The organism is Streptomyces sp. NPDC044003 (assembly GCF_056435185.1).
In genome coordinates this window covers 1,197,268-1,223,281 of the sequence record NZ_JBWKFA010000001.1, presented here as the reverse complement: position 1 = coordinate 1,223,281, position 26,014 = coordinate 1,197,268, and the positions used below count along the sequence as shown (strand labels likewise).

Genomic DNA, 26,014 nt, shown 5'->3' with positions numbered 1-26,014 from the left:
GCGCGCTCGCCGGAAAAAGGTTGAAGGCGGATTCCGGGTTTTTTCCGGGGGGCCGGGGCCGGTCCCCGCCCGCCCGGGGGGTGGCTGCCACAATGGCCGGGTGAGCCGAGCATCCCTGGACAAGCAGCCGCACGAAGTCGCCTCGATGTTCGACGACGTGGCGGCGAACTACGACCTGACCAACGACGTGCTCTCCCTCGGGCAGGACCGCCGCTGGCGCAAGGAGGTCGCGAAGGCGGTCGACGCCCGTCCCGCGCAGAAGGTCCTGGACCTGGCCGCCGGCACCGCCACCTCCTCGCAGCCGTTCGTGCGGGCGGGGGCGTACGTCGTGCCGTGCGACTTCTCCCTCGGGATGCTCCAGGTGGGCAAGAAGAAGCACCCGTGGATGCCGTTCACGGCGGGCGACGGCACGAAGCTGCCCTTCCGCGACGACGTGTTCGACGCGGTCACCATCTCCTTCGGGCTGCGGAACATCCAGGACACGGACCAGGCGCTGCGCGAGCTGTACCGGGTGACGAAGCCCGGCGGCCGGGTCGTCATCTGCGAGTTCTCGCACGCCACCTGGGCGCCGTTCCGCACGGTGTACGAGGAGTACCTGATGCGCGCGCTGCCGCCGGTGGCCCGTGCCGTGTCCTCCAACCCCGACGCGTACGTGTACCTGGCGGAGTCCATCCAGTCCTGGCCGGACCAGCCGACGCTGGCGGGCATGCTGCAGAAGGCCGGCTGGTCGAAGGTGGCGTACCGCAACCTGACGGGCGGCATCGTCGCCCTGCACCGCGGATTCAAGGCCTGACCGACCCCGGCCCCGCCGCCATAAAATTTCCCCATCCTTCCCTCGACCCCTTCGGGAGTTCCGCCGTGACCGAGCACCCCCTCTCCGAGCACACCGCAGATGTGATCGTCGTCGGGGCAGGCCCGGCCGGCTCCACCACCGCGTACTACCTGGCCAAGGCCGGTCTCGACGTCCTGCTCCTGGAGAAGACGGCGTTCCCGCGCGAGAAGGTCTGCGGCGACGGCCTCACCCCCCGCGCCACGAAGCAGCTCGTCTCCATGGGCATCGACATCTCCGAAGAGGCCGGCTGGCTGCGGAACAAGGGCCTGCGGATCATCGGCGGCGGCGTCCGGCTCGAACTGGACTGGCCGGAGCTCGCCTCGTACCCGGACTACGGACTCGTCCGCAAGCGCGACGACTTCGACGAGCAGCTCGCCCGCCAGGCGCAGAAGGCCGGCGCCCGGCTGTACGAGCGCTGCAACGTCGGCGCGCCGATCATCGACGACCGTACGGGCCGGATCACCGGTGTCCACGCGAAGCTGGGCGAGGAGAAGCGCGAAGTCACCTTCCACGCGCCGCTCGTCGTCGCCGCCGACGGCAACTCCACCCGGCTCTCCCTCGCCATGGGCCTGCACCGGCGCGAGGACCGGCCGATGGGCGTCGCCGTCCGCACGTACTTCAAGACCCCCCGGCACGAGGACGACTACCTGGAGTCCTGGCTGGAGCTGTGGGACCGGCGCGGCCCGCAGGACCGGCTGCTCCCGGGCTACGGCTGGATCTTCGGCATGGGCGACGGCACGTCCAACGTCGGCCTGGGCATCCTCGACTCCTCCTCGGCGTTCCGGGAGCTGGACTGGCGCGAGGTCCTCAAGGCCTGGTGCGCCTCGATGCCGGAGGACTGGGGCTTCACCCCGGACAACATGACGACGACGATCCGCGGCGCGGCCCTGCCGATGGCCTTCAACCGCCAGCCGCACTACACCAAGGGCCTGCTGCTCGTCGGTGACGCGGGCGGCCTGGTCAACCCGTTCAACGGCGAGGGCATCGCGTACGCCATGGAGTCGGGCCAGATCGCGGCCGACGTCATCGTCCAGGCGCACGCGCGCGCGACCCCCGCCCAGCGTGAGCTGGCGCTGCGGAACTACCCGCAGATCCTCAAGGACACCTACGGCGGGTACTACACGCTGGGCCGTGCCTTCGTGAAGCTCATCGGAAACCCGAAGATCATGAAGATCGCGACCCAGCGTGGTCTGACGCACCCGCTCCTGATGAAGTTCACGCTGAAGATGCTGGCCAACCTCACCGACCCGACGGGCGGCGACGCCATGGACCGCATCATCAACGGTCTGTCGAAGGTGGCGCCGAAGGCGTGAGCGCCGTCAGGCGCAGTGCCTGACGGCGCCGGCGTACTGCCGGGTCTTCAGGGGCCGGGGCACGCGGGCGCGCAGCTCGGTGCTCCGGCCGGGCGCGTCGTGGTGACAGTGACGGTACGGCAGGACCGTCTCGGCGAGCAGGGCGAGCAGATGGAGCTGGGCGCGCGACAGGCCGCCCAGCTTCTCGCGCATGTTGGTGACGTGGAACTTGACGGTGCGCTCGGTGATGCCGAGGCACTCGGCCAGATCCGTGTTGGACTCCCCGCCGGGCATCGCCCAGAGGACCTCGACCTCGCGGTCCGTCAGGGTGTCCAGGTGGCGTAACGCGGTGGTGACCGGGTTGATCCTGGCGGCTCGGGTGACGTCGCCCTCGGCCGGTTCAGGTCGGCAGCAGTACGGGCACTGACGATGCATGAGTCTCCCCCCAGAGAATGCATTCGTGGGGCACCGTGCGACGGAAGCGCAGCACTGGTTCCCGATGGGAACGGTAACCGGATCGCGTCAGGAAACGATGCCCGCACGGCCGGATCGGGACGTCCCCGGGACGTCCCGTCGGCCGGAAAACGACCAGGCCGCCGGCCGGTGCTCCTCGGCCCCGCGGCTCAGCCGACCAGCGTGGCCGCCAGCTTCAAACGGTCGTTGAGCTCGGTCTTCGCCTGGTTCAGGGTCTCCGCGTTCTGCTCGATGCTCCGCTTCTGGTAGGCGCTCTCGACGGTGTACCAGATGCCGACGAGGTTGGCCTTTTCCTTACAGGCGACGTCCTGCCGGGCGGCGGCGATCGCCTTCGGACCCCCGTAGGTGTTCGGGTTGAGCCCGAGGTCGCTCTGCGGGCTGACGGGCTCGTCCGCCTTGTAGCCCTTCTCGGCCATGCAGGCGGACCAGGCCTTCACGGCGGCGATGACCCGGGAGTCCTCGCGGGAGCGGGCGTTGGCGTCCATGCCCAGGTTGGTGACGAACAGGGCGTCCACCGCGCCCTTCTTCGGCGCGTAGACCGTCAGGAAGCTCTCCCGGATGCAGCCGCCGACGGGCACCTTCTGCCCGTTGAGGGTCTTGCCGCTGTCCTTGGCCTTGGCCTCTTCCAGGCTGGCCGGCTGGGGGCCCTTGTAGTCGGTGGGGCCGTTGAGCGCGAGCTTGCCGTTCGCGCTGAGGGTCTGGGCGGCGGGCTTCGTCGGCGGTTCGGCGCCGCGGTTCGGGATGTAGCCGTAGCGGGCCGCGACCGCGGGGTCGGTGAGGCCGTAGCGACGGGATTCCCCGGACCGGCTGCTCGGGGCGGGCGACAGCGGCAGCTCGTACGTGAAGCCGAAGCGCGTCATGCAGTCGCTGACCACCCGTGACTGGGCCCGCTCCAGCTTGCGGCGCTGGTCCTCGGTGGTCGCGTAACCGTCCAGGGGGAAGGAGAGGCCCGTCGTCGACAGCATCCGGGGAACCGTGCCGATCTCCGGTTCCTTCGCGGAACCCCCGTCACCGCCTCCGGACTCGGAGGAACAGGCGGTGAGGAGCGCGGCGCTCAGGAGGAGAACGGTCGCGCGGGCGACGAGTGGACGCATGGGGCTGCTCCAGAGACGTGTGCGTGTCTACCATGGGAGCAGCCGTTGCTCTGCCCGCCTCATTCGGGCGGAGCAACGGCTGCCGCGGTCGTGCGTGTGCCGGGGTCTGGAAGCTACTCCGGCGGTTCAGCTGGTGGTGCGGACCTCAGGATCAACGGGCCTTGTAGTAGTAGGCCGAGGAGATCTGGTTCTTGAAGGTCGTGGACGCGTTGCCGGAGTAGCCGACCGGCAGGCTGCCCTCGACGCCACCGGCGTACGCGTCGGTGTAGACCCACCAGGTGTTCGAGTCCGCGTTGCGGTACGAGGCGGTGTTGTCGTTCACCTTCTGGCCGGCGCCGTTGCCCGGACCCGAGAACCAGTCGTCGTCGAAGTTGTCGTCCGAGACGTAGAGGTCGAAGACCGCGCCACCCTGGTACGAGTTGTAGTACAGGCCGAACTCGCCGCTCTCCAGGTAGCCGTTCTTGCCGGTGGCCGCGGAGGCCGAGCCGGCCGTGGCGAGCGCGCCGGCGCCGAGGGCGGCGAGCGCGATGGCCGTGGCGGCGACGCGACGGAGTGCAGTGCGCTGCATGTCGTTGCCTTTCACGTAGCTGTTTCGGATGTGGTTGCTGTGGCCCGGAGTGGGCCGGTGTCCATACGAACATCGCCAACTCGGCTTCGTCCACTGTCCGTTGAGACAGTTACCGGTCGGGCCGGTGCCGGTTATGCTCGTCGTGTCGAGGTGCCCGCCGGGCGCCGGCGACCTACCGCGCAGGGGCCTTGTACGTGGCGGAGCGCAACGCCGCGTCGGCCCCCTCCTGCGCGTTCCCATGACGCCCCGTAGGCGGGGAGATCCCCGTCGGAAGGACCGTTTCTGATGAGACGCCTCATGGCTCTGCCCGTACTCATCCTCGCCCTCGGGCTCGGGGGGTGTTCGAGTGACGGGGACGGCGCGACCCGGTCGGAACCGAGCACCGGAGCCTCGTCCGCCCCCGCCGCCCCCTCGTCCGCCGCCCCCTCCGCCGGAGCCTCGCAGGGCACCGCCGACTGGGCCGCCTACTACGACTGCCTCGGCGCCCAGGGGCTCAAGCTCCAGGAGACCGGGGGCGGGGAGAAGCGCGTCGACAAGGACGCCAACAAGCCGGAAGCGATCGTCGCGGCGGAGAAGGCGTGCGTCGCGAAGCTGCCCGCGAGGGGCCCGGTCGACCCGGCCCGCCTCGAGGCCGCCAAGAAGCTCTCCGCCTGCATGCGCAAGGAAGGCATCGCCGACTACCCGGACCCCGACCCGGCGACCGGCGAGGTGGCGCTCAACGGCGACCTCGGCGCGCGGATGAAGGGCGACCCCAAGGTGGTCGAGGCGCTGAAGGCCTGCGGCCCCAAGGCCGCCGGCGGAGACGGCGGGACGGTCGTCGGTGGCTGACGACACCCCGGACGACACGACCACGCCCGGCGCGGAGCCGCCGGGCGAGGTCGCGGACAGTTCCCGGACCCCCGGCGGCGACGCCGGGGGCGCCCGGATGAACCGGCGCCGGTTCTGGGTCGCCGCCCTCGTCGCGGGGGCGGTGGCCCTGACCGGCGCCGGCGTCGCGGCCACCTCCCTGATCCGCTCGCCCGCACAGGTCGCGGCCGACGCCGAGCCGCCGCCGCAGGACGTGCTGATCGCCCGGGTCGAGAACCGGGTCCTCGCGGAGACGGTCGTCCTGCGCGGCACCGTCGCGGCCGGCCAGAGCATCCAGGTCGCGCCCGTCTCGGCGGGCGGCGAGGGCGGCGCCGCCCCCGTGATCACCAAGGTGTCCGTGAAGAGCGGGGACGCGGTGCGCTCGGGGAAGGTGCTCCTGGAGATATCCGGCCGGCCGGTCTTCGTGCTGCGCGGCGGCCTGCCCGTCTACCGGGACCTCAAGCCGGGCGCCACCGGCGACGACGTGAAGCAACTCCAGGACGCGCTCGCCGCGCTCGGCCACGGCCGCGGCGGCGACGCGAGGGGCACCTTCGGCCCCGGCACGAAGGACGCGGTCGAGGAGTTCTACTCCTCCATCGGCTACGACCCCAAGCCCGCCGTCGACGACGACGGGGCCGCCGTGGACGGTGCCGAGGCCGCCGTCACCGGTGCCGAGCGGGCCCTCGTGGACGCCCGCGACGCGCTCGCGGCCAACAAGGACGACGCGCAGACGAAGACGCTGAAGAAGTCGCGCGACCGTGCCGCCGAGGACCTGGACACCGCGCGCGAGACCCTCGCGAAGGCGGAGGCGGCCGCCGGGCCGATGGTCCCGGCGGCCGAGGTCGTGTTCGTACGGGCCTTCCCCGCGCGGGTCGCCACGGTCACGGCCCGGCCGGGAGCACAGGTCTCCGGCACCGCGATGACCCTCTCCTCCGGCCGGCTGATGGCGCAGGGCTACCTCCAGGAGCACCAGAAGGGGATGGTCCGCGCCGGACAGAAGGTACGGATCCTCGCCGAGACGACAGGGCAGGAGACCGCCGGCAAGGTGGTCTCGGTGGCGGACACCCCGTCCCAGATCCAGGACCAGCAGTCCGGCGCGCAGGACTCGGGCTCCGGCGGGAACAACACCACCGGAGGGGGAGGGGAGGGCACCCAGGGCAACGGCGCCGTCGGCTATCTCTTCACCGTCGATCCCGGCCGCGAACTGCCCTCCGGCCTCGCCGGCCAGGAGGTGCGGCTCACCATCGAGGCCGCCTCCACCGACGGCAAGGCCCTGGTCGTCCCGGTCACCGCCGTCTCCGCGGGCGTGGACGGGAAGACCGTCGTCACCACCGTCGACGGCACCGGCCGGCAGGAGCGGATCGAGGTACGGACCGGCACGACCGGCGACGGCTTCGTGGAGGTCGTCCCGATCACCGCCGGCGCGCTCAAGGAGGGCGACAAGGTGGTCACCGGGGTCAACCCGGGCGCCGCGTCGGGCAGTACCGAGGGGTCGCCGTGAGCGAGGAGGACGTCCCGGTCATCGAGTTCCGCGCGGTGGCCCTGACCTACCCCGGACCGCCGCCCGTCGCCGCCCTGAGGCCCTGTGAACTCACCGTACGCAGAGGCGAGTTCATCACCGTCGTCGGCCCGTCCGGATCCGGCAAGTCGACCTTCCTGAACGTCGCGGGACTGCTCGACGCACCCACCGGCGGTACGTACCTCCTGGACGGCATCGACACGGCGGCGCTGCGCGACGGAGAGCGCACGGCCCTGCGCGGGCGGCGGATCGGCTTCGTCTTCCAGTCCTTCCACCTCCTGCCGCACCGCAGCGCCACGGAGAACGTCATGCTCTCGATGGTGTACTCGGCGGTGCCCCGTGCCGAGCGCCGCACCCGGGCCCGTACCGCCCTCGAACGGGTGGGACTCGCCCACCGGGCCGAGGCGCTGCCCGGCCGGCTCTCCGGCGGAGAACGCCAGCGGGTGGCCATCGCCCGGGCCCTGGCCGGCCGCCCGTCGCTGCTCCTGTGCGACGAACCGACCGGCAACCTCGACTCGGACAACGCCGCGTCGGTCCTCGACCTCCTGGGCGAACTGCACGCGTCCGGGATGACGATCGTCGTCATCACCCATGACGCGGAGGTGGCGGAGCGCGGCGAGCGCACGGTGACGATCCGCGACGGGGTGCTCAGCGAGCCGACGAGGGGGAGGCGAGCGGCGTGAGCCGATCCCCGAAGGACTCCTCCCTGAAGGACTCCTCCCCGAAGGATTCCGCGAAGGATTCCCCCCAAGACTCCCCGAAGGCTTCCCCGAAGGCTTCCCCGAGAGGACCGCGCAAGAGGCGGGTGGTCGAACCCTCCCGGCTCGCCGCCCGTGACGTCCTCGCGGAGGCCGTCGCCGGAATGCTCCAGCGCCCCGGGCGCTCGGTCCTCACCGCGCTCGGCACCGTCCTCGGCGTCGGCACGTTCGTCGCGATCCTCGGGCTGACCGCGACCACGTCCTCGCAGATCGACTCGCGGTTCAACCTGCTCACGGCCACCGAGGTGACCGTCGAGGACGTCGCCCGCGACCAGAACGAGTTCGCCGACCCCGCCTTCCCGGCCGACGCGGACGCCCGGATCGAACGCCTCGGCGGGGTCGAGGACGCCGGTGTCTACTGGTCCGTCCGGCTGGCACCCGGCACGGCCGTCCGCTCCGCGCCGGTCGGCGACGGCGCGGGCAGCGAGCGGATCGATGTCGTCGCCGCGTCCCCCGGCGCGCTGCGGGCGGCGGCGCCGACCCTCCGGCAGGGCCGCCTGTACGACGAGTTCACCTCCAGGTCCGGGCAGTCGGTCGCGGTGCTCGGCAAGTCGGTCGCGGACCGGCTCGGCATCACGACCCTGGAGACCCGGCCGGCGGTGTTCATCGGCGACGAGCCCTTCACCGTCGCCGGGATCATCGACGACGTGAAGCGCAGGGCCGACGTCCTGATGTCGGTCACCGTGCCCCGGACGACCGCCGAGAAGCTCTGGGGGCCGCCGCAGCAGGGCGACGCGAAGATGCTCATCACGACCGCGACGGGCGCGGCCCGGCAGATCGCGCAGGAGGCGCCGGTCGCGCTGCGCCCGGACCACCCGGAGTATCTGAAGGCGATCCCGCCGCCGGACCCCAGGACCCTGCGCGCGGGCGTGACCGACGACCTGGACCAGCTCTTCCTGCTCCTGGCGGGGGTCTCCCTGGTGATCGGCGCGGTCGGGATCGCCAACACCACCCTCGTCGCGGTCCTGGAGCGGACCGGTGAGATCGGCCTGAGACGGGCCCTCGGGGCCCGCGGACGGCACATCACCGTCCAGTTCCTCACGGAATCTGGCGCTTTGGGTGCGATGGGCGGGCTCGTCGGTACGGCGCTGGGGGTGTCCACGGTGATCGTGGTGGCGCTGGTACGGGACTGGACGCCGGTGATGCACACGGCGACGGTCGTCGCGGCCCCGGCCGTCGGCCTGGTCACGGGCGTCGTCGCCGGTCTCTACCCGGCCTGGCGGGCCTCCCGGATCGAACCGGCCGAGGCGCTGCGCCGCTGACACCGGTACGCCGAAGGGCCGTCGCTCCCCCGAGGAGTGACGGCCCTTCGGCGTACGTGCGGGTGGATCAGAGGATGCGGACCGCGCCCGAGGGGGTGTCCCAGTCCATGGTGTGCTCGACGACGCCGCTGGACGGGTTCTGCGCGCCGACGTACTTGCCGCCGCCGACGTAGATGGCGACGTGGTACGAGCCGCTGCGGCTGCCCCAGTACAGGATGTCGCCCGGCTGGAGGTTGCTCAGGGAGACCTCGGTGCCCATGCTCGACTGCTGGTACGAGATGCGGGGCAGGTCGATGCCGGCCGCGCGGTAGGCGGCCTGGACGAGGCCGGAGCAGTCCCAGGAGTTGGGGCCGGTGCCGCCGGAGACGTACGCGTCGCCGATCTGGGCGCGGGCGAAGGCCACGATCGCGGCGGCGGAGCCGGTGGGGGCCTGCGTCTGGCTGCCGCTGTCCGAGGCGGTGGAGCCGCTGTCGTTCGAGGCGCTCGTGCTGGAGAGCTGGGTGCGCGCGCTGTCGCGGGAGGCGCGCGCGGCGGCCTCCTTGCGCTCCTGCTCGGCCTTGAGGCGGGCCTTCTCGGCGCGCTCGGCCGCGGCCTTGCGGTCGGCCTCGGACTTGGCCTTCTTGGCCTCCTTGGCGGCCTTCTGCAGCGCCGCGTCCTCCTGCGTCTGCAGGTTCTGGTCGAGGGCCTCCTGCTGGGAGGCCTCCGCGGAGGCGGCGACGGCACTGGCGAGGCCGGCGCCGTCGTCGAGGGAGCCCAGGGTGGGCATTTCGATGGTCTCGGTCACCGGCTCGGCATTCGCCGGCCCGGCAGCACCGGCCACCGCGATGGTGCCGAGGACGCCACCGGCAACTCCGGCACGGAGCGCGAGCTTCGAGGCGCTGCGGCGGGGCTTCCGGTGGCTGGGTATGTGAGCGGTGTGGGACATGGGTACAACCGCTATCAGGGCTTCACGGTTCCCTTCAAGAAACGTGGGTTGCGCCACAGTTGCGTTTGGAATCTGTGAATCCGCCCCCGTGCCAGCCTTATTGACGCCGTAACGGGCAAATCGGGCATGGCTCATCCGGCCCTTGATCACGGGTTTTCAATGAAAAGCCCGAATTGCCCGACGCTTACCACCTCTTGACGCCGATGGCCAAGCCCCCTTCTTTCCGGGGCTCCCGTGACGTGACGCAGATCACGTTATGGTCCCGTGACCATTCGTGAATCCGTGCACGCGTCCACCTTCGTACGCCGGACCCCCCGACCGGGCGACGGCCCGTTCCTTTATCACCCGGACGCGTCCAGTGCCAATTTGCCTGCATGGGCCAACACTTGATAGTGCGACACCCCCTCCGAGCAGCGATTTCCGGTACGGATGTCACATCTGGTGATCACCTGGGCGCTTCGCGCAACAAGATCACCGCTCATCCGACTTCATGATCCTTCGTCAGGTGGTGGAGATCACAAAGTCGTTGCTGTACCCCGTGTCGCAGATCACAGAGGGGCGGGCATAAGATGCGGGGCAGCCAGGCTTGTGAACTGCCTCACATGGAGGCGATCTTTCACGGCCGGCAGTGCGGTCCAACGGTCAAGGACGACTGGAAGGAGCGAGGAGCGTGAATGCGTACGCGCCCGTCCTCGTGCTCGGTGCCCTGGGTGCGGGGTTTGCGATCTTCTCCGTGGTCATGGCCACGCTTATCGGGCCAAAGCGATACAACAGGGCCAAACTGGAAGCGTACGAGTGCGGCATCGAACCGACGCCCACTCCGGCCGGAGGCGGCCGCTTCCCGATCAAGTACTACCTGACGGCGATGCTCTTCATCGTCTTCGACATCGAGATCGTCTTCCTCTACCCCTGGGCCGTCACCTTCGACGCCCTGGGGGTTTTCGGGCTCGTGGAGATGCTGCTCTTCGTGCTCACCGTCTTCGTCGCCTACGCGTACGTGTGGCGGCGCGGCGGCCTGGAATGGGACTGAGGGGCTGAGGGGCACCTATGGGACTCGAAGAGAAACTCCCGAGCGGCTTTCTGCTGACGACGGTCGAACAGGCCGCGGGCTGGGTGCGCAAGGCGTCCGTGTTCCCCGCGACCTTCGGCCTCGCCTGCTGCGCCATCGAGATGATGACCACCGGAGCCGGCCGGTACGACCTGGCCCGCTTCGGCATGGAGGTCTTCCGCGGCTCGCCGCGCCAGGCCGACCTGATGATCGTCGCCGGCCGGGTCAGCCAGAAGATGGCGCCCGTCCTGAGGCAGGTCTACGACCAGATGCCCAACCCCAAGTGGGTCATCTCCATGGGCGTCTGCGCCTCCTCGGGCGGCATGTTCAACAACTACGCGATCGTGCAGGGCGTCGACCACATCGTGCCGGTCGACATCTACCTGCCCGGTTGCCCGCCGCGTCCGGAGATGCTCCTGGACGCGATCCTCAAGCTCCACCAGAAGATCCAGACCTCCAAGCTCGGCGTGAACGCCGAGGAGGCGGCCCGCGAGGCGGAGGAGGCGGCGCTCAAGGCGCTGCCGACGATCGAGTTGAAGGGTCTGCTCCGGTGAGCGACGAGACACCCAACCCCGAGAAGGACCTCAGCGCGCAGAACCTGCCGGGTCAGCGCGGGGACCACGGCGAGGAGGTCCGCGTCCAGCGCGGCATGTTCGGCGCCAACAACGGCGGCGACACCTCCGGCTACGGCGGCCTCGTCCGCTCCGTCCGGCTCCCCGGCCCGGCCGCCCGCCCGTACGGCGGCTGGTTCGACGAGGTCGCCGACGAGCTGGAGGGCGCTCTGGAGGAGCAGGGGCTCCTGCCCGAGAACGCCATCGAGAAGACCGTCGTCGACCGCGGCGAGCTCACCTTCCACATCGAGCGCGAGCACCTCGTCCGCGTGGCCCGCACCCTGCGCGACGACCCGGCGCTCCGCTTCGAGCTCTGTACCGGCGTCTCCGGCGTCCACTACCCCGGCGACAAGGGCCGCGAGCTGCACGCCGTCTACCACCTGCGCTCGATCACCCACGGCCGGCTGATCCGCCTGGAGGTCTCGGCCCCGGACAGCGAGCCGCGGATCCCGTCCCTCGTCGCGGTCTACCCGACGAACGACTGGCACGAGCGCGAGACGTACGACTTCTTCGGCATCGTCTTCGAAGGCCACCCCGCCCTCACCCGGATCATGATGCCGGACGACTGGCAGGGCCACCCGCAGCGCAAGGACTACCCCCTCGGCGGCATCGCCATCGAGTACAAGGGCGCCCAGATCCCGGCTCCGGACCAGCGGAGGTCGTACAGCTGATGTCCACCGAACACGCGTCTCCCCGCGAGACGACAGAAGGCGCCGTCTACACGGTGACCGGCGGCGACTGGGAAGAGGTCGTCCAGTCCGCCGCGAAGGCCGACGACGAGCGCATCATCGTCAACATGGGCCCCCAGCACCCGTCCACCCATGGCGTGCTCCGCCTGATCCTGGAGATCGACGGCGAGACCGTCACCGAGGCCCGCTGCGGCATCGGCTACCTCCACACCGGCATCGAGAAGAACCTCGAGTACCGGACCTGGACGCAGGGCACCACCTTCGTCACGCGCATGGACTACCTCACCTCGTTCTACAACGAGACGGCGTACTGCCTCGGCGTGGAGAAGCTCCTCGGCATCACCGAGCAGATCCCGGACCGCGCCAGCGTCATCCGCGTCCTGCTGATGGAGCTCAACCGGCTCTCCTCGCACCTGGTGTGCATCGCCACCGGCGGCATGGAGCTCGGCGCCACCACGATCATGATCTACGGCTTCCGGGACCGCGAGATGATCCTGGACCTGTACGAGCTGATCACCGGTCTGCGCATGAACCACGCGTTCATCCGCCCCGGCGGCCTCGCCCAGGACCTCCCGCCCGGCGCCGTCGACGCCGTGCGCGAGTTCGTGAAGACCATGAAGAAGAACCTGCCGGAGTACGACAAGCTCGCCACCGGCAACCCCATCTTCAAGGCCCGCATGCAGGACGTCGGCTACCTCGACCTCTCCGGCTGCATGGCCCTCGGCGCCACCGGACCGATCCTCCGGTCGGCGGGCCTCCCGCACGACCTGCGGAAGACCGACCCGTACTGCGGCTACGAGAACTACGACTTCGACATCCCGACCGCCGACACCTGCGACTCCTACGGACGCTTCCTCGTCCGCCTGGAGGAGATGCGGCAGTCCCTGCGGATCGTCGAGCAGTGCCTCGACCGCCTGGAGCCCGGCCCGGTCATGGTCGGCGACAAGAAGATCGCCTGGCCGGCGCAGCTCGCGCTCGGCGTGGACGGCCTCGGCAACTCCACCGACCACATCGCGAAGATCATGGGCACCTCCATGGAGGCCCTGATCCACCACTTCAAGCTGGTCACCGAGGGCTTCCGGGTCCCCGCCGGGCAGGCCTACGCGGCCGTCGAGTCGCCCAAGGGCGAGCTCGGCGTCCACGTGGTCTCCGACGGCGGCACGCGTCCCTACCGGGTCCACTTCCGCGACCCGTCCTTCACCAACCTGCAGGCGATGGCCGCGATGTGCGAGGGCGGCCAGGTCGCCGACGTCATCGTCGCCGTCGCCTCCATCGACCCCGTGATGGGAGGCGTCGACCGATGACGGAGAACATCAGCCTGGGGATGCCCCAGCTCCCCGCGCCCTCCTACCCGGCGGACGTCCACGCCCGCCTGGAGGAGGACGCCCGGGCGATCATCGACCGCTACCCGGACTCCCGCTCCGCGCTCCTGCCGATGCTGCACCTCGTGCAGTCGGAGGAGGGCCATGTGACCCGTACCGGCATGCGGTTCTGCGCCGAGCTCCTCGGCCTGACCACCGCCGAGGTCACCGCCGTCGCCACCTTCTACACGATGTACCGGCGCAAGCCCTCCGGCGACTACCAGGTCGGCGTCTGCACGAACACGCTCTGCGCGGTCATGGGCGGCGACGCCATCTTCGAGGAGCTCAAGCAGCACCTCGGCGTCGGCAACGACGAGACCACCGACGACGGCAAGATCACCCTCGAGCACATCGAGTGCAACGCGGCCTGCGACTTCGCGCCCGTCGTGATGGTCAACTGGGAGTTCTTCGACAACCAGACGCCCGAGTCCGCCAAGAAGATGGTCGACGACCTCCGGGCCGGACGCACCGTCGAACCCACCCGCGGCGCCCCGCTCTGCACCTTCAAGGAGACCGCCCGCATCCTCGCCGGCTTCCCCGACGAGCGCCCCGGCGCCGTCGAGGCCACCGGCGGAGCCGGACCCGCCTCCCTCGTCGGCCTGCGCCTGGCCAAGGGCGAGACCCCGCACCACCGAATCGTCCACCCGCGCGGTGAGGCAGCCAGTCAGGAGGGGGAGTGATGACCTTGGCCGCCGAGATCAACAACAGCAGCCCCGAGAAGCTGCTCGCACCCGTCCTGTCGGCCTTCTGGGACCAGCCCGACTCCTGGACCCTGGAGACCTACGAGCGCCACGACGGCTACCGGGGCCTCAAGCGGGCCCTCGCGATGAGCCCCGACGACCTCATCGCGTACGTCAAGGAATCCGGCCTCCGCGGACGCGGCGGCGCCGGCTTCCCCACCGGCATGAAGTGGCAGTTCATCCCGCAGGGCGACGGCAAGCCGCACTACCTCGTCGTCAACGCCGACGAGTCCGAGCCCGGCACCTGCAAGGACATCCCCCTCCTCTTCGCCAACCCGCACTCCCTCATCGAAGGCATCGTGATCGCCTGCTACGCGATCCGCTCGAACCATGCCTTCATCTATCTGCGTGGCGAAGTCGTCCCCGTCCTGCGCCGCCTCCACGAGGCCGTCCGCGAGGCCTACGCCGCCGGCTACCTCGGCACGAACATCCTCGGCAGCGGACTCGACCTCGAACTCACCGTGCACGCCGGCGCCGGCGCGTACATCTGCGGTGAGGAGACCGCGCTGCTCGACTCGCTCGAAGGGCGCCGCGGCCAGCCCCGGCTGCGACCCCCCTTCCCCGCGGTCGCCGGTCTGTACGCCTGCCCCACTGTGGTGAACAACGTCGAGTCCATCGCCTCGGTTCCCGCGATCCTGCACAAGGGCAAGGACTGGTTCACGTCCATGGGGACCGAGAAGTCCCCCGGCTTCACCCTCTACTCGCTCAGCGGGCACGTCGCCTCGCCCGGACAGTACGAGGCCCCCCTCGGGATCACCCTGCGCCAGCTCCTCGACATGAGCGGCGGCATGCGGCCCGGGCACCGGCTCAAGTTCTGGACGCCCGGCGGCTCCTCCACCCCCATGTTCACCGACGAGCACCTCGACGTGCCCCTCGACTACGAGGGCGTCGGCGCCGCCGGCTCCATGCTCGGCACCAAGGCGCTCCAGTGCTTCGACGAGACCACCTGTGTCGTCCGGGCCGTCACCCGCTGGACCGAGTTCTACGCCCACGAGTCCTGCGGCAAGTGCACCCCCTGCCGCGAGGGCACGTACTGGCTCGTCCAGCTGCTCCGCGACATCGAGGCCGGCAAGGGGAAGATGTCCGACCTCGACAAGCTCAACGACATCGCCGACAACATCAACGGCAAGTCGTTCTGCGCTCTCGGCGACGGCGCCGCCTCGCCGATCTTCTCCTCGCTGAAGTACTTCCGCGCGGAGTACGAGCAGCACATCACGGGCAAGGGCTGCCCCTTCGACCCGGCCAAGTCGACCGCCTGGGCGGACAACCACAAGGAGGTGACCGCATGACCGTCGCCACGTCCGGCTCGGCGGGCGGCGCCAGCCCGGCCGTACCGCCGGAAGACCTCGTCACGCTGACCATCGACGGCGCCGAGATCTCCGTCCCCAAGGGGACCCTGGTCATCCGCGCCGCCGAACAGCTCGGCATCGAGATCCCGCGCTTCTGCGACCACCCGCTCCTCGACCCCGCCGGCGCCTGCCGCCAGTGCATCGTCGAGGTCGAGGGCCAGCGCAAGCCCATGGCCTCCTGCACCATCACCTGCACCGACGGCATGGTGGTGAAGTCCCAGCTGACCTCGCCCGTCGCCGAGAAGGCCCAGCACGGCGTGATGGAGCTGCTGCTCATCAACCACCCGCTGGACTGCCCGGTCTGCGACAAGGGCGGCGAGTGCCCGCTGCAGAACCAGGCCATGTCCCACGGGCAGGCGGAGTCCCGCTTCGAGGGCCACAAGCGCACCTACGAGAAGCCGATCCCGCTCTCCACGCAGGTGCTGCTCGACCGCGAGCGGTGCGTGCTGTGCGCGCGCTGCACCCGCTTCTCCCACCAGGTCGCCGGCGACCCGATGATCGAACTGATCGAGCGCGGCGCGCTCCAGCAGGTCGGCCTCGGCAACAGCGACCCCTTCGAGTCGTACTTCTCCGGCAACACCATCCAGATCTGCCCGGTCGGCGCCCTCACCTCGGCCGCCTACCGCTTCCGCTCCCGCCCCTTCGACCTGGTCTCCTCGCCGTCCGTCTGCGAGCACTGCGCCGGCGGCTGCGCCACCCGCACCGACCACCGGCGCGGCAAGGTCATGCGGCGGCTCGCCGCCGAGGACCCGGAGGTCAACGAGGAGTGGATCTGCGACAAGGGCCGCTTCGCCTTCCGGTACGCCCAGCAGCGCGACCGACTCACCACGCCGCTCGTCCGGAACACCGACACCGGTGAACTGGAGCCGGCCTCCTGGCCCGAGGCCCTGGAGGCCGCCGCCCGCGGGCTCGTCCGCGGCCGGACCGGTGTCCTGACCGGCGGCCGGCTGACCGTCGAGGACTCCTACGCGTACGCCAAGTTCGCCCGGGTCGCCCTCGACACCAACGACATCGACTTCCGGGCCCGGATCCACTCCGGCGAGGAGGCCGACTTCCTGGCCTCCGCCGTCGCCGGACGGGGACGCGACCTGGACGGCACGGGTGTCACGTACACCTCGCTCGAAGCCGCACCGGCCGTGCTCCTCGTCGGTCTGGAGTCCGAGGAGGAGGCCCCCGGCGTCTTCCTGCGGCTCCGCAAGGCCTGGCGCAAGCACGGCCAGAAGACGTACGCCGTCGCGTCGTTCGCGACCCGGGGCCTGGAGAAGGCGGGCGGCACCCTGCTGCCCGCCGCCCCCGGCACCGAGACCGAGTGGCTCGACGCCCTCACCTCCCGGGTCGGCCTCTCCGAGGACGGCGCCGCCGCGGCCGAGGCCCTCCGCCAGGAGGGCGCCGTCCTCGCCGTCGGCGAGCGGCTCGCGGGCGTGCCCGGCGCGCTCACCGCCGCCCTGCGCGCCTCGGCCGCCACCGGCGCCCGCCTCGTGTGGATCCCGCGCCGCGCCGGCGAGCGCGGCGCCGTCGAGGCCGGCGCGCTCCCGACGCTGCTGCCCGGCGGCCGGCCCGCGACCGATCCCCGCGCGCGTGAGGAGGTCGCCGCCGCCTGGGGCGTCCGCGAACTCCCGCACCGCTACGGCCGCGACACCGGCCAGATCGTGGAGGCCGCCGCCGGCGGCGAACTCACCGCGCTGCTCGTCGCCGGCGTCGAGGTCGCCGACCTGCCGGACCCGGCACGCGCGCGCGAGGCCCTCGACGCGGCCTTCGTGGTCTCCCTGGAGCTGCGGCCCGGCGAGGTCACCGCGCGCGCCGACGTGATCCTGCCGGTCGCGGCCGTCGCCGAGAAGCCCGGCACCTTCCTCAACTGGGAGGGCAGGGCCCGGCTCTTCGAGGCCGCGCTCAAGCCCGAGCAGATGACGAGGCCGCTCGCGCCGACCGACGCCCGCGTCCTCCACATGCTCGCCGACGCCCTCGACGTCCACCTGGGCCTGCCCGACCTGCGGTCGGCCCGCCGGGAGCTGGACCGGCTCGGCGGCTGGACCGAGGAGCGGGCCACCGAGCCCAGCTCGCCCGGACAGCCGGCGCCCCGGCCCGGCGACGGCGAGGCCGTCCTCGCCGGACACCGGCTCCTCCTCGACCTCGGCAGGCTCCAGGAGGGCGACACCGCCCTGGCCGGCACCCGGCACGCCGCGGTCGCCCGGCTCTCCGCCGCCACCGCCACCGACACCGGCGTCAAGGACGGCGACGTCCTTGAGGTGACCGGCCCCGCGGGCTCCGTCACCTTCCCGCTCCAGGTCACCGAGATGCCCGACCGGGTCGTCTGGCTCCCGCTGAACTCGGCCGGCCGCGGCGTCCTCTCCGACACCGGCGCCCACCCCGGCGACCTGGTCCGCATCGGCCCGGCGACCCCGCAGGAGGTGCAGGCATGACCCCGAACGTCCTGGCTGCCGAAGACCTGTCCATGTTCGGCACGGACCCCTGGTGGCTCGTGCTGATCAAGGCCGTCTTCTGCTTCGCCTTCCTGATGATCACCGTGCTCTTCTCCATCGTGTGGGAGCGCAAGGTCGTCGCCTGGATGCAGCTGCGTATCGGCCCCAACCGGCACGGCCCCTGGGGTCTCCTCCAGTCCCTCGCGGACGGCATCAAGCTGATGCTCAAGGAGGACGTGATCGTCAAGAAGGCCGACAAGGTCGTCTACGTCCTCGCCCCGATCATCGCCGCGATCCCCGCGTTCATGGCGATCGCCGTGATCCCCTTCGGCCCGGCCGGCAACGAGGTCTCGATCTTCGGCCACCGGACCGCGATGCAGCTCACCGACCTGCCGATCGCGATGCTGTACGTCCTCGCGGTCGCCTCCGTCGGCATCTACGGCATCGTCCTCGCCGGCTGGTCCTCCGGCTCCACGTACCCGCTCCTCGGCGGCCTGCGGTCCTGCGCGCAGATGATCTCGTACGAGATCGCCATGGGCGCGGCCTTCGCCTCGGTCTTCCTCTACTCCGGGTCGATGTCGACCTCGAAGATCGTCGAGGCGCAGGCGGACCGCTGGTTCGTGATCCTGCTGCCGGTCTCGTTCATCATCTACATCGTCACGATGGTCGGCGAGACGAACCGCGCCCCCTTCGACATGCCGGAGTCCGAGGGCGACCTCGTCGGCGGCTTCAACACCGAGTACTCGTCCATCAAGTTCGCGATGTTCATGCTCGCCGAGTACGTGAACATGGTGACGGTCTCGGCCGTGTCGGTGACCCTCTTCCTGGGCGGCTGGCGGGCCCCGTACCCGATCTCCACCTTCTGGGAGGGCGCGAACCACGGCTGGTGGCCGATGCTCTGGTTCGTCATCAAGGTGCAGCTGCTGCTGTTCTTCTTCATCTGGCTCCGCGGCACCCTGCCCCGCGTCCGCTACGACCAGCTGATGAAGCTCGGCTGGAAGGTCCTCATCCCGGTCTCCGTGGTCTGGCTGATGCTCGTCGCCACCGTCCGCGCGCTGCGGAACGAGAACATCGCCTTCTCCAACATCGTGCTGTACGTGGCCGGCGCCGTCCTCGCCCTGCTCCTCCTCTCCTTCCTGTTCGACGCGTTCCGCGACCGGAAGGCGAAGGAGGCCGCGGCCGGGCCCGCCGAGGAGCCGGTCTTCGACCCGATGGCCGGCGGCTTCCCCGTACCGCCCAAGCCCGGACAGTCCCTGCCGCCCGTGCCGCGGCGCAGGCCACGCCACGAGCGGGACCTCGTTGTCAGTGGCGGCCCCGATACTGCTACCGAGAGTGATGAAAGGGGGACGGACGGTGTCTGATTTCCAGAATCCGGTGGCCGGCTTCGGCGTGACCTTCAAGGCCATGTTCAAGAAGCGGCTGACCGAGCAGTACCCGGAGCAGCAGAAGACGACGGCGCCCCGCTTCCACGGCCGGCACCAGCTCAACCGTCACCCCGACGGTCTGGAGAAGTGCATCGGCTGCGAGCTGTGCGCCTGGGCCTGTCCCGCCGACGCCATCTACGTCGAGGGCGCGGACAACACCGACGAGGAGCGCTACTCGCCGGGCGAGCGGTACGGCCGCGTCTACCAGATCAACTACGCCCGCTGCATCCTCTGCGGACTGTGCATCGAGGCGTGCCCCACGCGCGCGCTGACGATGACCAACGAGTTCGAGCTGGCCGACTCCTCCCGCGAGGCCCTGATCTACACCAAGGAGCAGCTCCTCGCGGGCCTGGAGGAGGAGATGGTCGACACCCCGCACGCGATCTTCCCGGGGATGACCGAGCAGGACTACTACCGGGGCCTGGTCACCGGGGCCGCGCCCGGCACCGTCCGTCAGGTCGCCGTGTCCAAGGGGGAGAAGGGCGAGCCGGAGGGGGCGGACGCATGAGCGCGAACCTCGCGGCGTACACGACCTCCTCCGGTGAGGCCTTCCAGTTCTGGGTCCTCGGCACCGTCGCCGTCGTCGGTGCGCTGTCCACGATCCTCATGAAGAAGGCCATGCACAGCGCCCTGTCGCTGGCCGGGACGATGATCGTCCTCGCGGTCTTCTACCTCGCCAACGGCGCGTACTTCCTCGGCATCGTCCAGATCGTCGTCTACACCGGCGCGATCATGATGCTCTTCCTCTTCATCGTCATGCTGGTCGGTGTCACGGCCGCGGACTCGCTGAAGGAGACCATCAAGGGGCAGCGCTGGTGGGCCGCGGCCTGCGGCCTCGGCTTCGGCGTCCTGCTGATCGCCGGCATCGGCCAGGCCTCGCTGACGGAGTTCGCCGGACTCGGCACGGCCAACAGCGCGCACGGCGGGAACGTCGAGGGCCTCGCCGCCCTCATCTTCACCAAGTACGTCTTCGCCTTCGAGATCACCGGCGCGCTGCTGATCACGGCGGCCGTCGGCGCGATGGTGCTCACCCACCGCGAGCGCACCGAGCGGGCCCGCACCCAGCGCGAGCTCTCCGAGCAGCGCGTCCGCGAGGGCAGGCACGTGCCGCCGCTGCCCGCGCCCGGTGTGTACGCCCGGCACAACGCCGTCGACATCGCCGGTCTGCTGCCCGACGGCACCCCGGCGGATCTCACCGTCATGGGGACGCTGCGCAAGCGGGGCCAGATCCGGGACGTGTCCACCGAGGCGCTCTCGGACCTCAAGGCCCTGGAGCAGCGGTCGGCGGAGCGCCTGGGCCGCGAAGAGGAGGCTTCCCGGTGAATCCCGTCAACTACCTGTATCTCGCCGCCCTGCTGTTCACCATCGGTGCGGCCGGGGTGCTGATCCGGCGCAACGCGATCGTCGTGTTCATGTGCGTCGAGCTCATGCTCAACGCCTGCAACCTCGCGTTCGTCACGTTCTCCCGCATGCACGGCAACCTCGACGGCCAGATCATCGCCTTCTTCACGATGGTCGTCGCCGCCGCGGAGGTCGTCGTCGGGCTCGCGATCATCGTGTCCGTCTTCCGTGCCCGCCACTCGGCCTCGGTCGACGACGCCAGCCTGATGAAGCTGTGAGGGGCTGACCGTGGAAAATCTCATTGCGCTGCTCATCGGGGCGCCCCTGCTCGGCGCTGCGGTGCTGCTCTGCGGCGGCCGGCGGCTCGACAGGTCCGGGCACTGGATCGGCACGCTCCTCGCGGCCGTGTCCTTCGTGATCGGCCTGGCGCTCTTCGCCGACATGCTCGGCAAGAGCGCCGACGACCGGGCCCTGTACCAGACGCTCTACACCTGGATCCCCGTCGAGGGCTTCCAGGCGGACATGGCCTTCCAGCTCGACCAGCTGTCGATGACCTTCGTCCTGCTGATCACCGGGGTCGGCACGCTCATCCACGTGTACTCCATCGGCTACATGGAGCACGACGAGCGCCGCCGCCGGTTCTTCGGCTACCTCAACCTGTTCGTCGCGGCGATGCTCCTGCTCGTCCTCGCCGACAACTACCTGCTCCTGTACTTCGGCTGGGAGGGCGTCGGCCTCGCCTCGTACCTCCTGATCGGCTTCTGGCAGCACAAGCCCACGGCGGCCACCGCCGCGAAGAAGGCGTTCATCGTCAACCGGGTCGGCGACATGGGTCTGTCGATCGCCATCATGATCATGTTCACCACCTTCGGGACCTTCACCTTCGGTCCGGTGTTCGCGTCGACGGGCGAGGCCTCCGAGGGCAAGCTGACCGCGATCGGCCTGATGCTGCTCCTCGCGGCCTGCGGCAAGTCGGCCCAGGTGCCGCTGCAGTCCTGGCTCGGGGACGCGATGGAGGGCCCGACCCCGGTCTCGGCCCTCATCCACGCGGCCACGATGGTGACCGCCGGTGTCTATCTGATCGTCCGCTCGGCCGACATCTTCAACGCGGCGCCGGACGCCCAGCTCGTCGTCACCGTGGTCGGCGCCGTCACGCTCCTCTTCGGTGCGATCGTCGGTTGCGCGAAGGACGACATCAAGAAGGCGCTCGCCGGTTCGACGATGTCGCAGATCGGCTACATGATCCTGGCGGCCGGCCTCGGCCCCATCGGCTACGTCTTCGCGATCATGCACCTGGTGACGCACGGCTTCTTCAAGGCCGGCCTGTTCCTCGGTGCCGGATCGGTCATGCACGGCATGAACGACGAGGTCGACATGCGGAGGTACGGCGGCCTGCGGAAGTACATGCCGGTCACCTTCATCACCTTCGGCCTCGGCTACCTCGCGATCATCGGCTTCCCCGGCCTGTCCGGCTTCTTCTCCAAGGACAAGATCATCGAGGCGGCCTTCGCGAAGGGCGGCACCGAGGGCTGGATCCTCGGCGTGGTCACCCTGCTCGGCGCCGCCATCACCGCGTACTACATGACCCGCGTGATGCTGATGACCTTCTTCGGTGAGAAGCGCTGGCAGGACGACGAGAACGGTCAGCCGCCGCACCCGCACGAGTCGCCGAAGTCCATGGTCATCCCCATGGTCCTGCTCGCCGTCGGCTCGGTCGCCGCGGGCGCCCTCTTCGAGTTCTCCGGCTTCGTCGAGTGGCTGGAGCCGGTCACCGGCTTCGCGCACGGCCACTCGCCGATCAGCGCCGGCGTCGTCACCGCCGCCACCGTCGCCGTCATGGTGATCGGCGTCGGCCTCGCCTACGTCCAGTACGGCCGCAGGCCCGTCCCGGTCGTCGCCCCGCGCGGCTCGCTGCTCACCCGGGCCGCCCGCCGCGACCTGCTCCAGGACGACTTCAACCACGCCGTCTTCGTCACCGGCGGTACGCATCTGACGCGCTCGCTCGTGTACGTCGACCACAGCCTGGTCGACGGCGTCGTCAACGGCACCGCGGCCGCCGTCGGCGGACTCTCCGGCCGGCTGCGCAAGCTCCAGAACGGCTACGCCCGCTCGTACGCGGTCTCCATGTTCGGAGGTACGGCGGTGCTGATCGCCGCGACCCTGCTGATGAGGGCGGTGTAACTGCCATGTCCTTCCCGCTCCTTACGGTGACGGCAGCGGTGCCGGCGGTCGGTGCGATCCTCACCGCCGCCGTCCCCGCCGCCCGCCGCACCGCCGCCAAGTGGCTGGCGCTGTGCGTCTCGCTCGCCACGCTCGTGCTCGCCGCCGTCGTCTGGGTGCAGTTCGAGCCCGGCGGCGAGCGCTACCAGCTGACCGAGTCCCACTCCTGGATCAAGGACTTCGGCGTCCGGTACGAACTCGGCGTCGACGGCATCGGGGTGGCGCTCATCGCGCTCACCGCGCTGCTGATCCCGTTCGTCGTCCTGGCCGGCTGGCACGACGCCGACCCGCTGGAGACCTCCTCGAAGAGGTGGCGGCCGACGCAGGGCTTCTTCGCCCTGATCCTGATGGTCGAGGCGATGGTGATCCTCTCCTTCGAGGCCACCGACGTCTTCCTCTTCTACATCCTGTTCGAAGCCATGCTCATCCCGATGTACTTCCTCATCGGCGGCTTCGGCGACCGCGCCCACAGCGGCTCCGACGAGAACGCGGCGGCCCAGCGCTCGTACGCGGCCGTCAAGTTCCTGCTCTACAACCTCGTCGGCGGCCTGATCATGCTGGCCGCGGTCATCGGGCTCTACGTGGTCGCGGGGAACTTCTCGCTCACCGAGATCGCCGAGGCCCGGGCCAACGGCTCCCTGGAGATGGCGACCAGCACCGAGCGGTGGCTGTTCCTCGGCTTCTTCTTCGCCTTCGCGGTGAAGGCGCCGCTCTGGCCGCTGCACACCTGGCTGCCGAACGCGATGGGGGAGTCCACCGCCCCGGTCGCCGTCCTCATCACCGCCGTCGTCGACAAGGTCGGCACCTTCGCGATGCTCCGCTACTGCCTCGGCCTCTTCCCCGAGGCGAGCAAGTGGGCCACGCCGGCGATCGTCGTCCTGGCGCTGATCAGCATCGTCTACGGCGCGCTGCTCGCCGTCGGCCAGCGGGACATCAAGCGCCTGGTCGCCTACGCGTCGATCTCGCACTTCGGCTTCATCATCCTGGGCATCTTCGCGATGACCACCCAGGGCCAGTCCGGTGCCACGCTCTACATGGTCAACCACGGCATCTCGACGGCCGCCCTGATGCTCGTCGCCGGCTTCCTGATCTCCCGGCGCGGCTCGCGGCTCATCGCCGACTACGGCGGTGTGCAGAAGGTCGCCCCGGTGCTCGCCGGCACCTTCCTGATCGGCGGCCTCGCGACGCTGTCGCTGCCCGGACTCGCCCCGTTCGTCAGCGAGTTCCTGGTCCTGGTCGGCGCGTACGCCCGCTATCCGGTGGCCGGCATCATCGCCACCACCGGCATCGTCCTCGCCGCGCTCTACACCCTCGTCCTGTACCAGCGGACGATGACCGGGCCGGTGAAGGAGGAGGTGCGGGCGCTGCCCGACCTGCGGGCGCGCGAGCTGGCCGTGGTCGTCCCGCTGATCGCCGTCCTCATCTTCCTCGGGGTCTTCCCGAAGCCGCTGACGGACGTCGTCAACCCGGCCGTCCGGCACACCATGTCCGACGTCCAGCAGAAGGACCCCCAGCCCCAGATTCAGAACGTGGAGGCGGCCAAGTGAGTTCCATGGCTGTCCACAGCTTGTGGACGACAGCTGCCGCGCCGCTGGACAAGATCCCGGCGCCCCACATCGAGTACACGCAGCTCTCGCCCGTGCTCATCGTGCTCGGCGCCGCGGTCGTCAGCGTCCTCGTCGAGGCCTTCGTGCCCCGCAAGGCCCGCTACCACAGCCAGGTGTTCCTCTCCGTCGCGGCGCTCGCCGCCGCCTTCGCCGCCATCGTCGGCCTGGCGGCGGCCGGTTACGGCTCCACCAAGGCCCACATCGCGGCCATGGGCGCCATCGCCGTCGACGGGCCCGCCCTCTTCCTCCAGGGCACCATTCTCCTCGCCTCCATCGTGGCGGTGTTCACCTTCGCCGAGCGCCGGCTCGACCCGGCCGACCACGGCCACAAGGTCGACTCCTTCGCCGCCGAGGCCGCCGCCGTCCCCGGCAGCGAGCAGGAGAGGGCCGCCGTCAAGGCCGGGTTCACCACCACCGAGGTCTTCCCGCTCGCGCTCTTCGCGATCTCCGGCATGCTGGTCTTCCCCGCGGCCAACGACCTCCTGACGCTCTTCGTCGCCCTGGAGGTCTTCTCCCTCCCGCTGTACCTGCTCTGCGCCGTCGCCCGCCGCAAGCGGCTGATGTCGCAGGAGGCGGCCGTCAAGTACTTCCTGCTCGGCGCCTTCTCCTCGGCCTTCCTGCTCTTCGGGATCGCCCTGCTCTACGGCTACGCGGGCTCCGTCTCGTACGCCACCATCGCCCGCGTCGTCGACGGCTCCATCGGCTCCGTCGACCCCGCGCTCGCCGACACCATGGGCAACGACGCGCTGCTGCTCATCGGCTTCGCGATGGTCCTCATGGGGCTCCTCTTCAAGGTCGGCGCCGTGCCGTTCCACATGTGGACCCCGGACGTCTACCAGGGCGCCCCGACCCCGGTCACCGGCTTCATGGCCGCCGCCACCAAGGTCGCCGCCTTCGGCGCGCTGCTCCGCCTGCTGTACGTGGTGCTCCCGGGTCTCACCTGGGACTGGCGGCCGGTCATGTGGGGCGTCGCCATCGTCACGATGCTGGGCGGTGCGATCGTCGCCATCACCCAGACCGACATCAAGCGGCTCCTGGCGTACTCGTCGATCGCGCACGCGGGCTTCCTGCTCGCGGGTGTCATCGCGGCGACGCCGAGCGGGATCTCGTCCGTCCTCTTCTACCTGGGGGCGTACTCCTTCGTGACGATCGGCGCCTTCGCCGTCGTCACCCTGGTCCGGGACGCGGGCGGCGAGGCCACCCACCTGTCCAAGTGGGCCGGGCTCGGCCGCCGTTCGCCGCTCGTCGCGGCGGTCTTCGCGGTCTTCCTGCTCGCCTTCGCCGGCATTCCGCTGACCTCCGGCTTCTCCGGGAAGTTCGCGGTCTTCAAGGCGGCGGCGGACGGCGGCGCGGGTGCGCTCGTCGTGGTCGGTGTGATCTCCTCGGCGATCGCCGCGTTCTTCTACATCCGGGTCATCGTGCTCATGTTCTTCAGCGAGCCGAAGGCGGACGGCCCCACGGTCGCCGTGCCCTCGGCCCTGACGAGCATCACGATCACGGCGGGCGTCGCGGTCACCCTGGTCCTCGGCCTCGCCCCGCAGTACTTCCTGGACCTGGCGAACCAGGCGAGCGTGTTCGTCCGGTAGCACGGGCCGCACACGCGAAGGGCCCGGCTCGGGGGCGAGCCGGGCCCT

General features: G+C 70.3%; 24 protein-coding genes. 20 read left to right on the top strand and 4 right to left on the bottom strand.

The features are described from left to right. Window positions 1-100 precede the first annotated feature (100 nt). Both AC07AW_RS05685 and AC07AW_RS05680 read left to right on the top strand, forming a co-directional pair. Complete coding sequence (locus AC07AW_RS05685; protein ID WP_392151151.1) at window positions 101-793, top strand: demethylmenaquinone methyltransferase; 693 nt, start codon at window positions 101-103, stop codon at window positions 791-793. 65 nt (window positions 794-858) lie between these two features. Continuing rightward, window positions 859-2,145 (top strand): geranylgeranyl reductase family protein, encoded by a 1,287-nt coding sequence (locus AC07AW_RS05680; RefSeq protein WP_478814174.1) that lies wholly within the window; start codon window positions 859-861, stop codon window positions 2,143-2,145. A 6-nt stretch (window positions 2,146-2,151) separates the two neighbouring features. Here the strand turns inward: AC07AW_RS05680 and AC07AW_RS05675 are convergent, their stop codons facing one another. The 3 genes from AC07AW_RS05675 to AC07AW_RS05665 form a co-directional block, all read right to left on the bottom strand. After that, on the bottom strand, window positions 2,152-2,559 hold the full coding sequence (locus AC07AW_RS05675; protein WP_478814173.1) for a response regulator transcription factor: 408 nt from the start codon (window positions 2,557-2,559) through the stop codon (window positions 2,152-2,154). A gap of 188 nt (window positions 2,560-2,747) precedes the next feature. Next, on the bottom strand, window positions 2,748-3,692 hold the full coding sequence (locus tag AC07AW_RS05670; protein ID WP_478814172.1) for a hypothetical protein: 945 nt from the start codon (window positions 3,690-3,692) through the stop codon (window positions 2,748-2,750). A gap of 151 nt (window positions 3,693-3,843) precedes the next feature. Next, window positions 3,844-4,260: a hypothetical protein gene (locus AC07AW_RS05665; protein WP_478814171.1), complete on the bottom strand. Its 417-nt coding sequence runs from the start codon at window positions 4,258-4,260 to the stop codon at window positions 3,844-3,846. A 297-nt stretch (window positions 4,261-4,557) separates the two neighbouring features. Here AC07AW_RS05665 and AC07AW_RS05660 point away from each other — a divergent pair, with 297 nt between their 5' ends. The 4 genes from AC07AW_RS05660 (at window position 4,558) to AC07AW_RS05645 (ending at window position 8,645) form a co-directional block, all read left to right on the top strand. Next, window positions 4,558-5,088: a hypothetical protein gene (locus tag AC07AW_RS05660; protein WP_478814170.1), complete on the top strand. Its 531-nt coding sequence runs from the start codon at window positions 4,558-4,560 to the stop codon at window positions 5,086-5,088. Continuing rightward, the gene (locus AC07AW_RS05655) at window positions 5,081-6,607 is read left to right on the top strand and encodes a peptidoglycan-binding protein (protein WP_478814169.1); all 1,527 of its coding nucleotides are present in this window, start codon (window positions 5,081-5,083) and stop codon (window positions 6,605-6,607) included. The genes AC07AW_RS05660 and AC07AW_RS05655 overlap by 8 nt, the downstream gene beginning before the upstream one ends. After that, a complete protein-coding gene (locus tag AC07AW_RS05650) occupies window positions 6,604-7,308 on the top strand; it encodes an ABC transporter ATP-binding protein (RefSeq protein ID WP_478814168.1) in 705 nt (234 codons plus the stop codon). The genes AC07AW_RS05655 and AC07AW_RS05650 overlap by 4 nt, the downstream gene beginning before the upstream one ends. A gap of 122 nt (window positions 7,309-7,430) precedes the next feature. Continuing rightward, entirely contained in the window at window positions 7,431-8,645 is a 1,215-nt protein-coding gene (locus tag AC07AW_RS05645) for an ABC transporter permease (protein WP_478814167.1), read from the top strand. 67 nt (window positions 8,646-8,712) lie between these two features. On the opposite strand, the gene AC07AW_RS05640 is transcribed toward AC07AW_RS05645, so the two are convergent. Further along, on the bottom strand, window positions 8,713-9,570 hold the full coding sequence (locus tag AC07AW_RS05640) for a C40 family peptidase (protein WP_478814166.1): 858 nt from the start codon (window positions 9,568-9,570) through the stop codon (window positions 8,713-8,715). Window positions 9,571-10,240: 670 nt separating this feature from the next. Here AC07AW_RS05640 and AC07AW_RS05635 point away from each other — a divergent pair. Genes AC07AW_RS05635 through nuoN form a run of 14 tightly spaced genes read left to right on the top strand, consistent with a single transcriptional unit; the run spans window position 10,241 to window position 25,966 of the window. Continuing rightward, window positions 10,241-10,600 (top strand): NADH-quinone oxidoreductase subunit A, encoded by a 360-nt coding sequence (locus tag AC07AW_RS05635; protein ID WP_478814165.1) that lies wholly within the window; start codon window positions 10,241-10,243, stop codon window positions 10,598-10,600. Between the two features lie 17 nt (window positions 10,601-10,617). Continuing rightward, entirely contained in the window at window positions 10,618-11,172 is a 555-nt protein-coding gene (locus AC07AW_RS05630; protein ID WP_024756031.1) for a NuoB/complex I 20 kDa subunit family protein, read from the top strand. Then, on the top strand, window positions 11,169-11,900 hold the full coding sequence (locus AC07AW_RS05625; RefSeq protein WP_478814164.1) for an NADH-quinone oxidoreductase subunit C: 732 nt from the start codon (window positions 11,169-11,171) through the stop codon (window positions 11,898-11,900). The genes AC07AW_RS05630 and AC07AW_RS05625 overlap by 4 nt, the downstream gene beginning before the upstream one ends. Continuing rightward, a complete protein-coding gene (locus AC07AW_RS05620) occupies window positions 11,900-13,222 on the top strand; it encodes an NADH-quinone oxidoreductase subunit D (protein ID WP_478814163.1) in 1,323 nt (440 codons plus the stop codon). The genes AC07AW_RS05625 and AC07AW_RS05620 overlap by 1 nt, the downstream gene beginning before the upstream one ends. After that, complete coding sequence (gene nuoE, locus AC07AW_RS05615; protein WP_478814162.1) at window positions 13,219-13,959, top strand: NADH-quinone oxidoreductase subunit NuoE; 741 nt, start codon at window positions 13,219-13,221, stop codon at window positions 13,957-13,959. Before AC07AW_RS05620 ends, nuoE begins: the two co-directional genes overlap by 4 nt. Beyond that, on the top strand, window positions 13,959-15,308 hold the full coding sequence (nuoF, locus tag AC07AW_RS05610) for an NADH-quinone oxidoreductase subunit NuoF (RefSeq protein ID WP_478814161.1): 1,350 nt from the start codon (window positions 13,959-13,961) through the stop codon (window positions 15,306-15,308). The genes nuoE and nuoF overlap by 1 nt, the downstream gene beginning before the upstream one ends. After that, entirely contained in the window at window positions 15,305-17,788 is a 2,484-nt protein-coding gene (locus AC07AW_RS05605) for an NADH-quinone oxidoreductase subunit G (RefSeq protein ID WP_478814160.1), read from the top strand. Before nuoF ends, AC07AW_RS05605 begins: the two co-directional genes overlap by 4 nt. Further along, window positions 17,785-19,149: an NADH-quinone oxidoreductase subunit NuoH gene (gene nuoH / locus AC07AW_RS05600; protein ID WP_478814159.1), complete on the top strand. Its 1,365-nt coding sequence runs from the start codon at window positions 17,785-17,787 to the stop codon at window positions 19,147-19,149. Before AC07AW_RS05605 ends, nuoH begins: the two co-directional genes overlap by 4 nt. Then, on the top strand, window positions 19,124-19,720 hold the full coding sequence (gene nuoI / locus AC07AW_RS05595) for an NADH-quinone oxidoreductase subunit NuoI (protein ID WP_478814158.1): 597 nt from the start codon (window positions 19,124-19,126) through the stop codon (window positions 19,718-19,720). The genes nuoH and nuoI overlap by 26 nt, the downstream gene beginning before the upstream one ends. Then, on the top strand, window positions 19,717-20,535 hold the full coding sequence (locus AC07AW_RS05590; protein ID WP_478814157.1) for an NADH-quinone oxidoreductase subunit J: 819 nt from the start codon (window positions 19,717-19,719) through the stop codon (window positions 20,533-20,535). Before nuoI ends, AC07AW_RS05590 begins: the two co-directional genes overlap by 4 nt. After that, a complete protein-coding gene (gene nuoK, locus AC07AW_RS05585) occupies window positions 20,532-20,831 on the top strand; it encodes an NADH-quinone oxidoreductase subunit NuoK (protein ID WP_017239464.1) in 300 nt (99 codons plus the stop codon). The genes AC07AW_RS05590 and nuoK overlap by 4 nt, the downstream gene beginning before the upstream one ends. Window positions 20,832-20,841: 10 nt before the next feature. After that, complete coding sequence (nuoL, locus tag AC07AW_RS05580) at window positions 20,842-22,734, top strand: NADH-quinone oxidoreductase subunit L (RefSeq protein WP_478814156.1); 1,893 nt, start codon at window positions 20,842-20,844, stop codon at window positions 22,732-22,734. Window positions 22,735-22,739: 5 nt separating this feature from the next. Then, window positions 22,740-24,320 carry an NADH-quinone oxidoreductase subunit M gene (locus AC07AW_RS05575; protein WP_478814155.1) on the top strand — a complete coding sequence of 527 codons (1,581 nt, stop codon included), beginning with the start codon at window positions 22,740-22,742 and terminating at the stop codon, window positions 24,318-24,320. After that, window positions 24,317-25,966, top strand: coding sequence for an NADH-quinone oxidoreductase subunit NuoN (gene nuoN / locus AC07AW_RS05570; RefSeq protein ID WP_478814154.1), 1,650 nt, complete (start codon window positions 24,317-24,319; stop codon window positions 25,964-25,966). Before AC07AW_RS05575 ends, nuoN begins: the two co-directional genes overlap by 4 nt. Window positions 25,967-26,014: the final 48 nt, after the last annotated feature.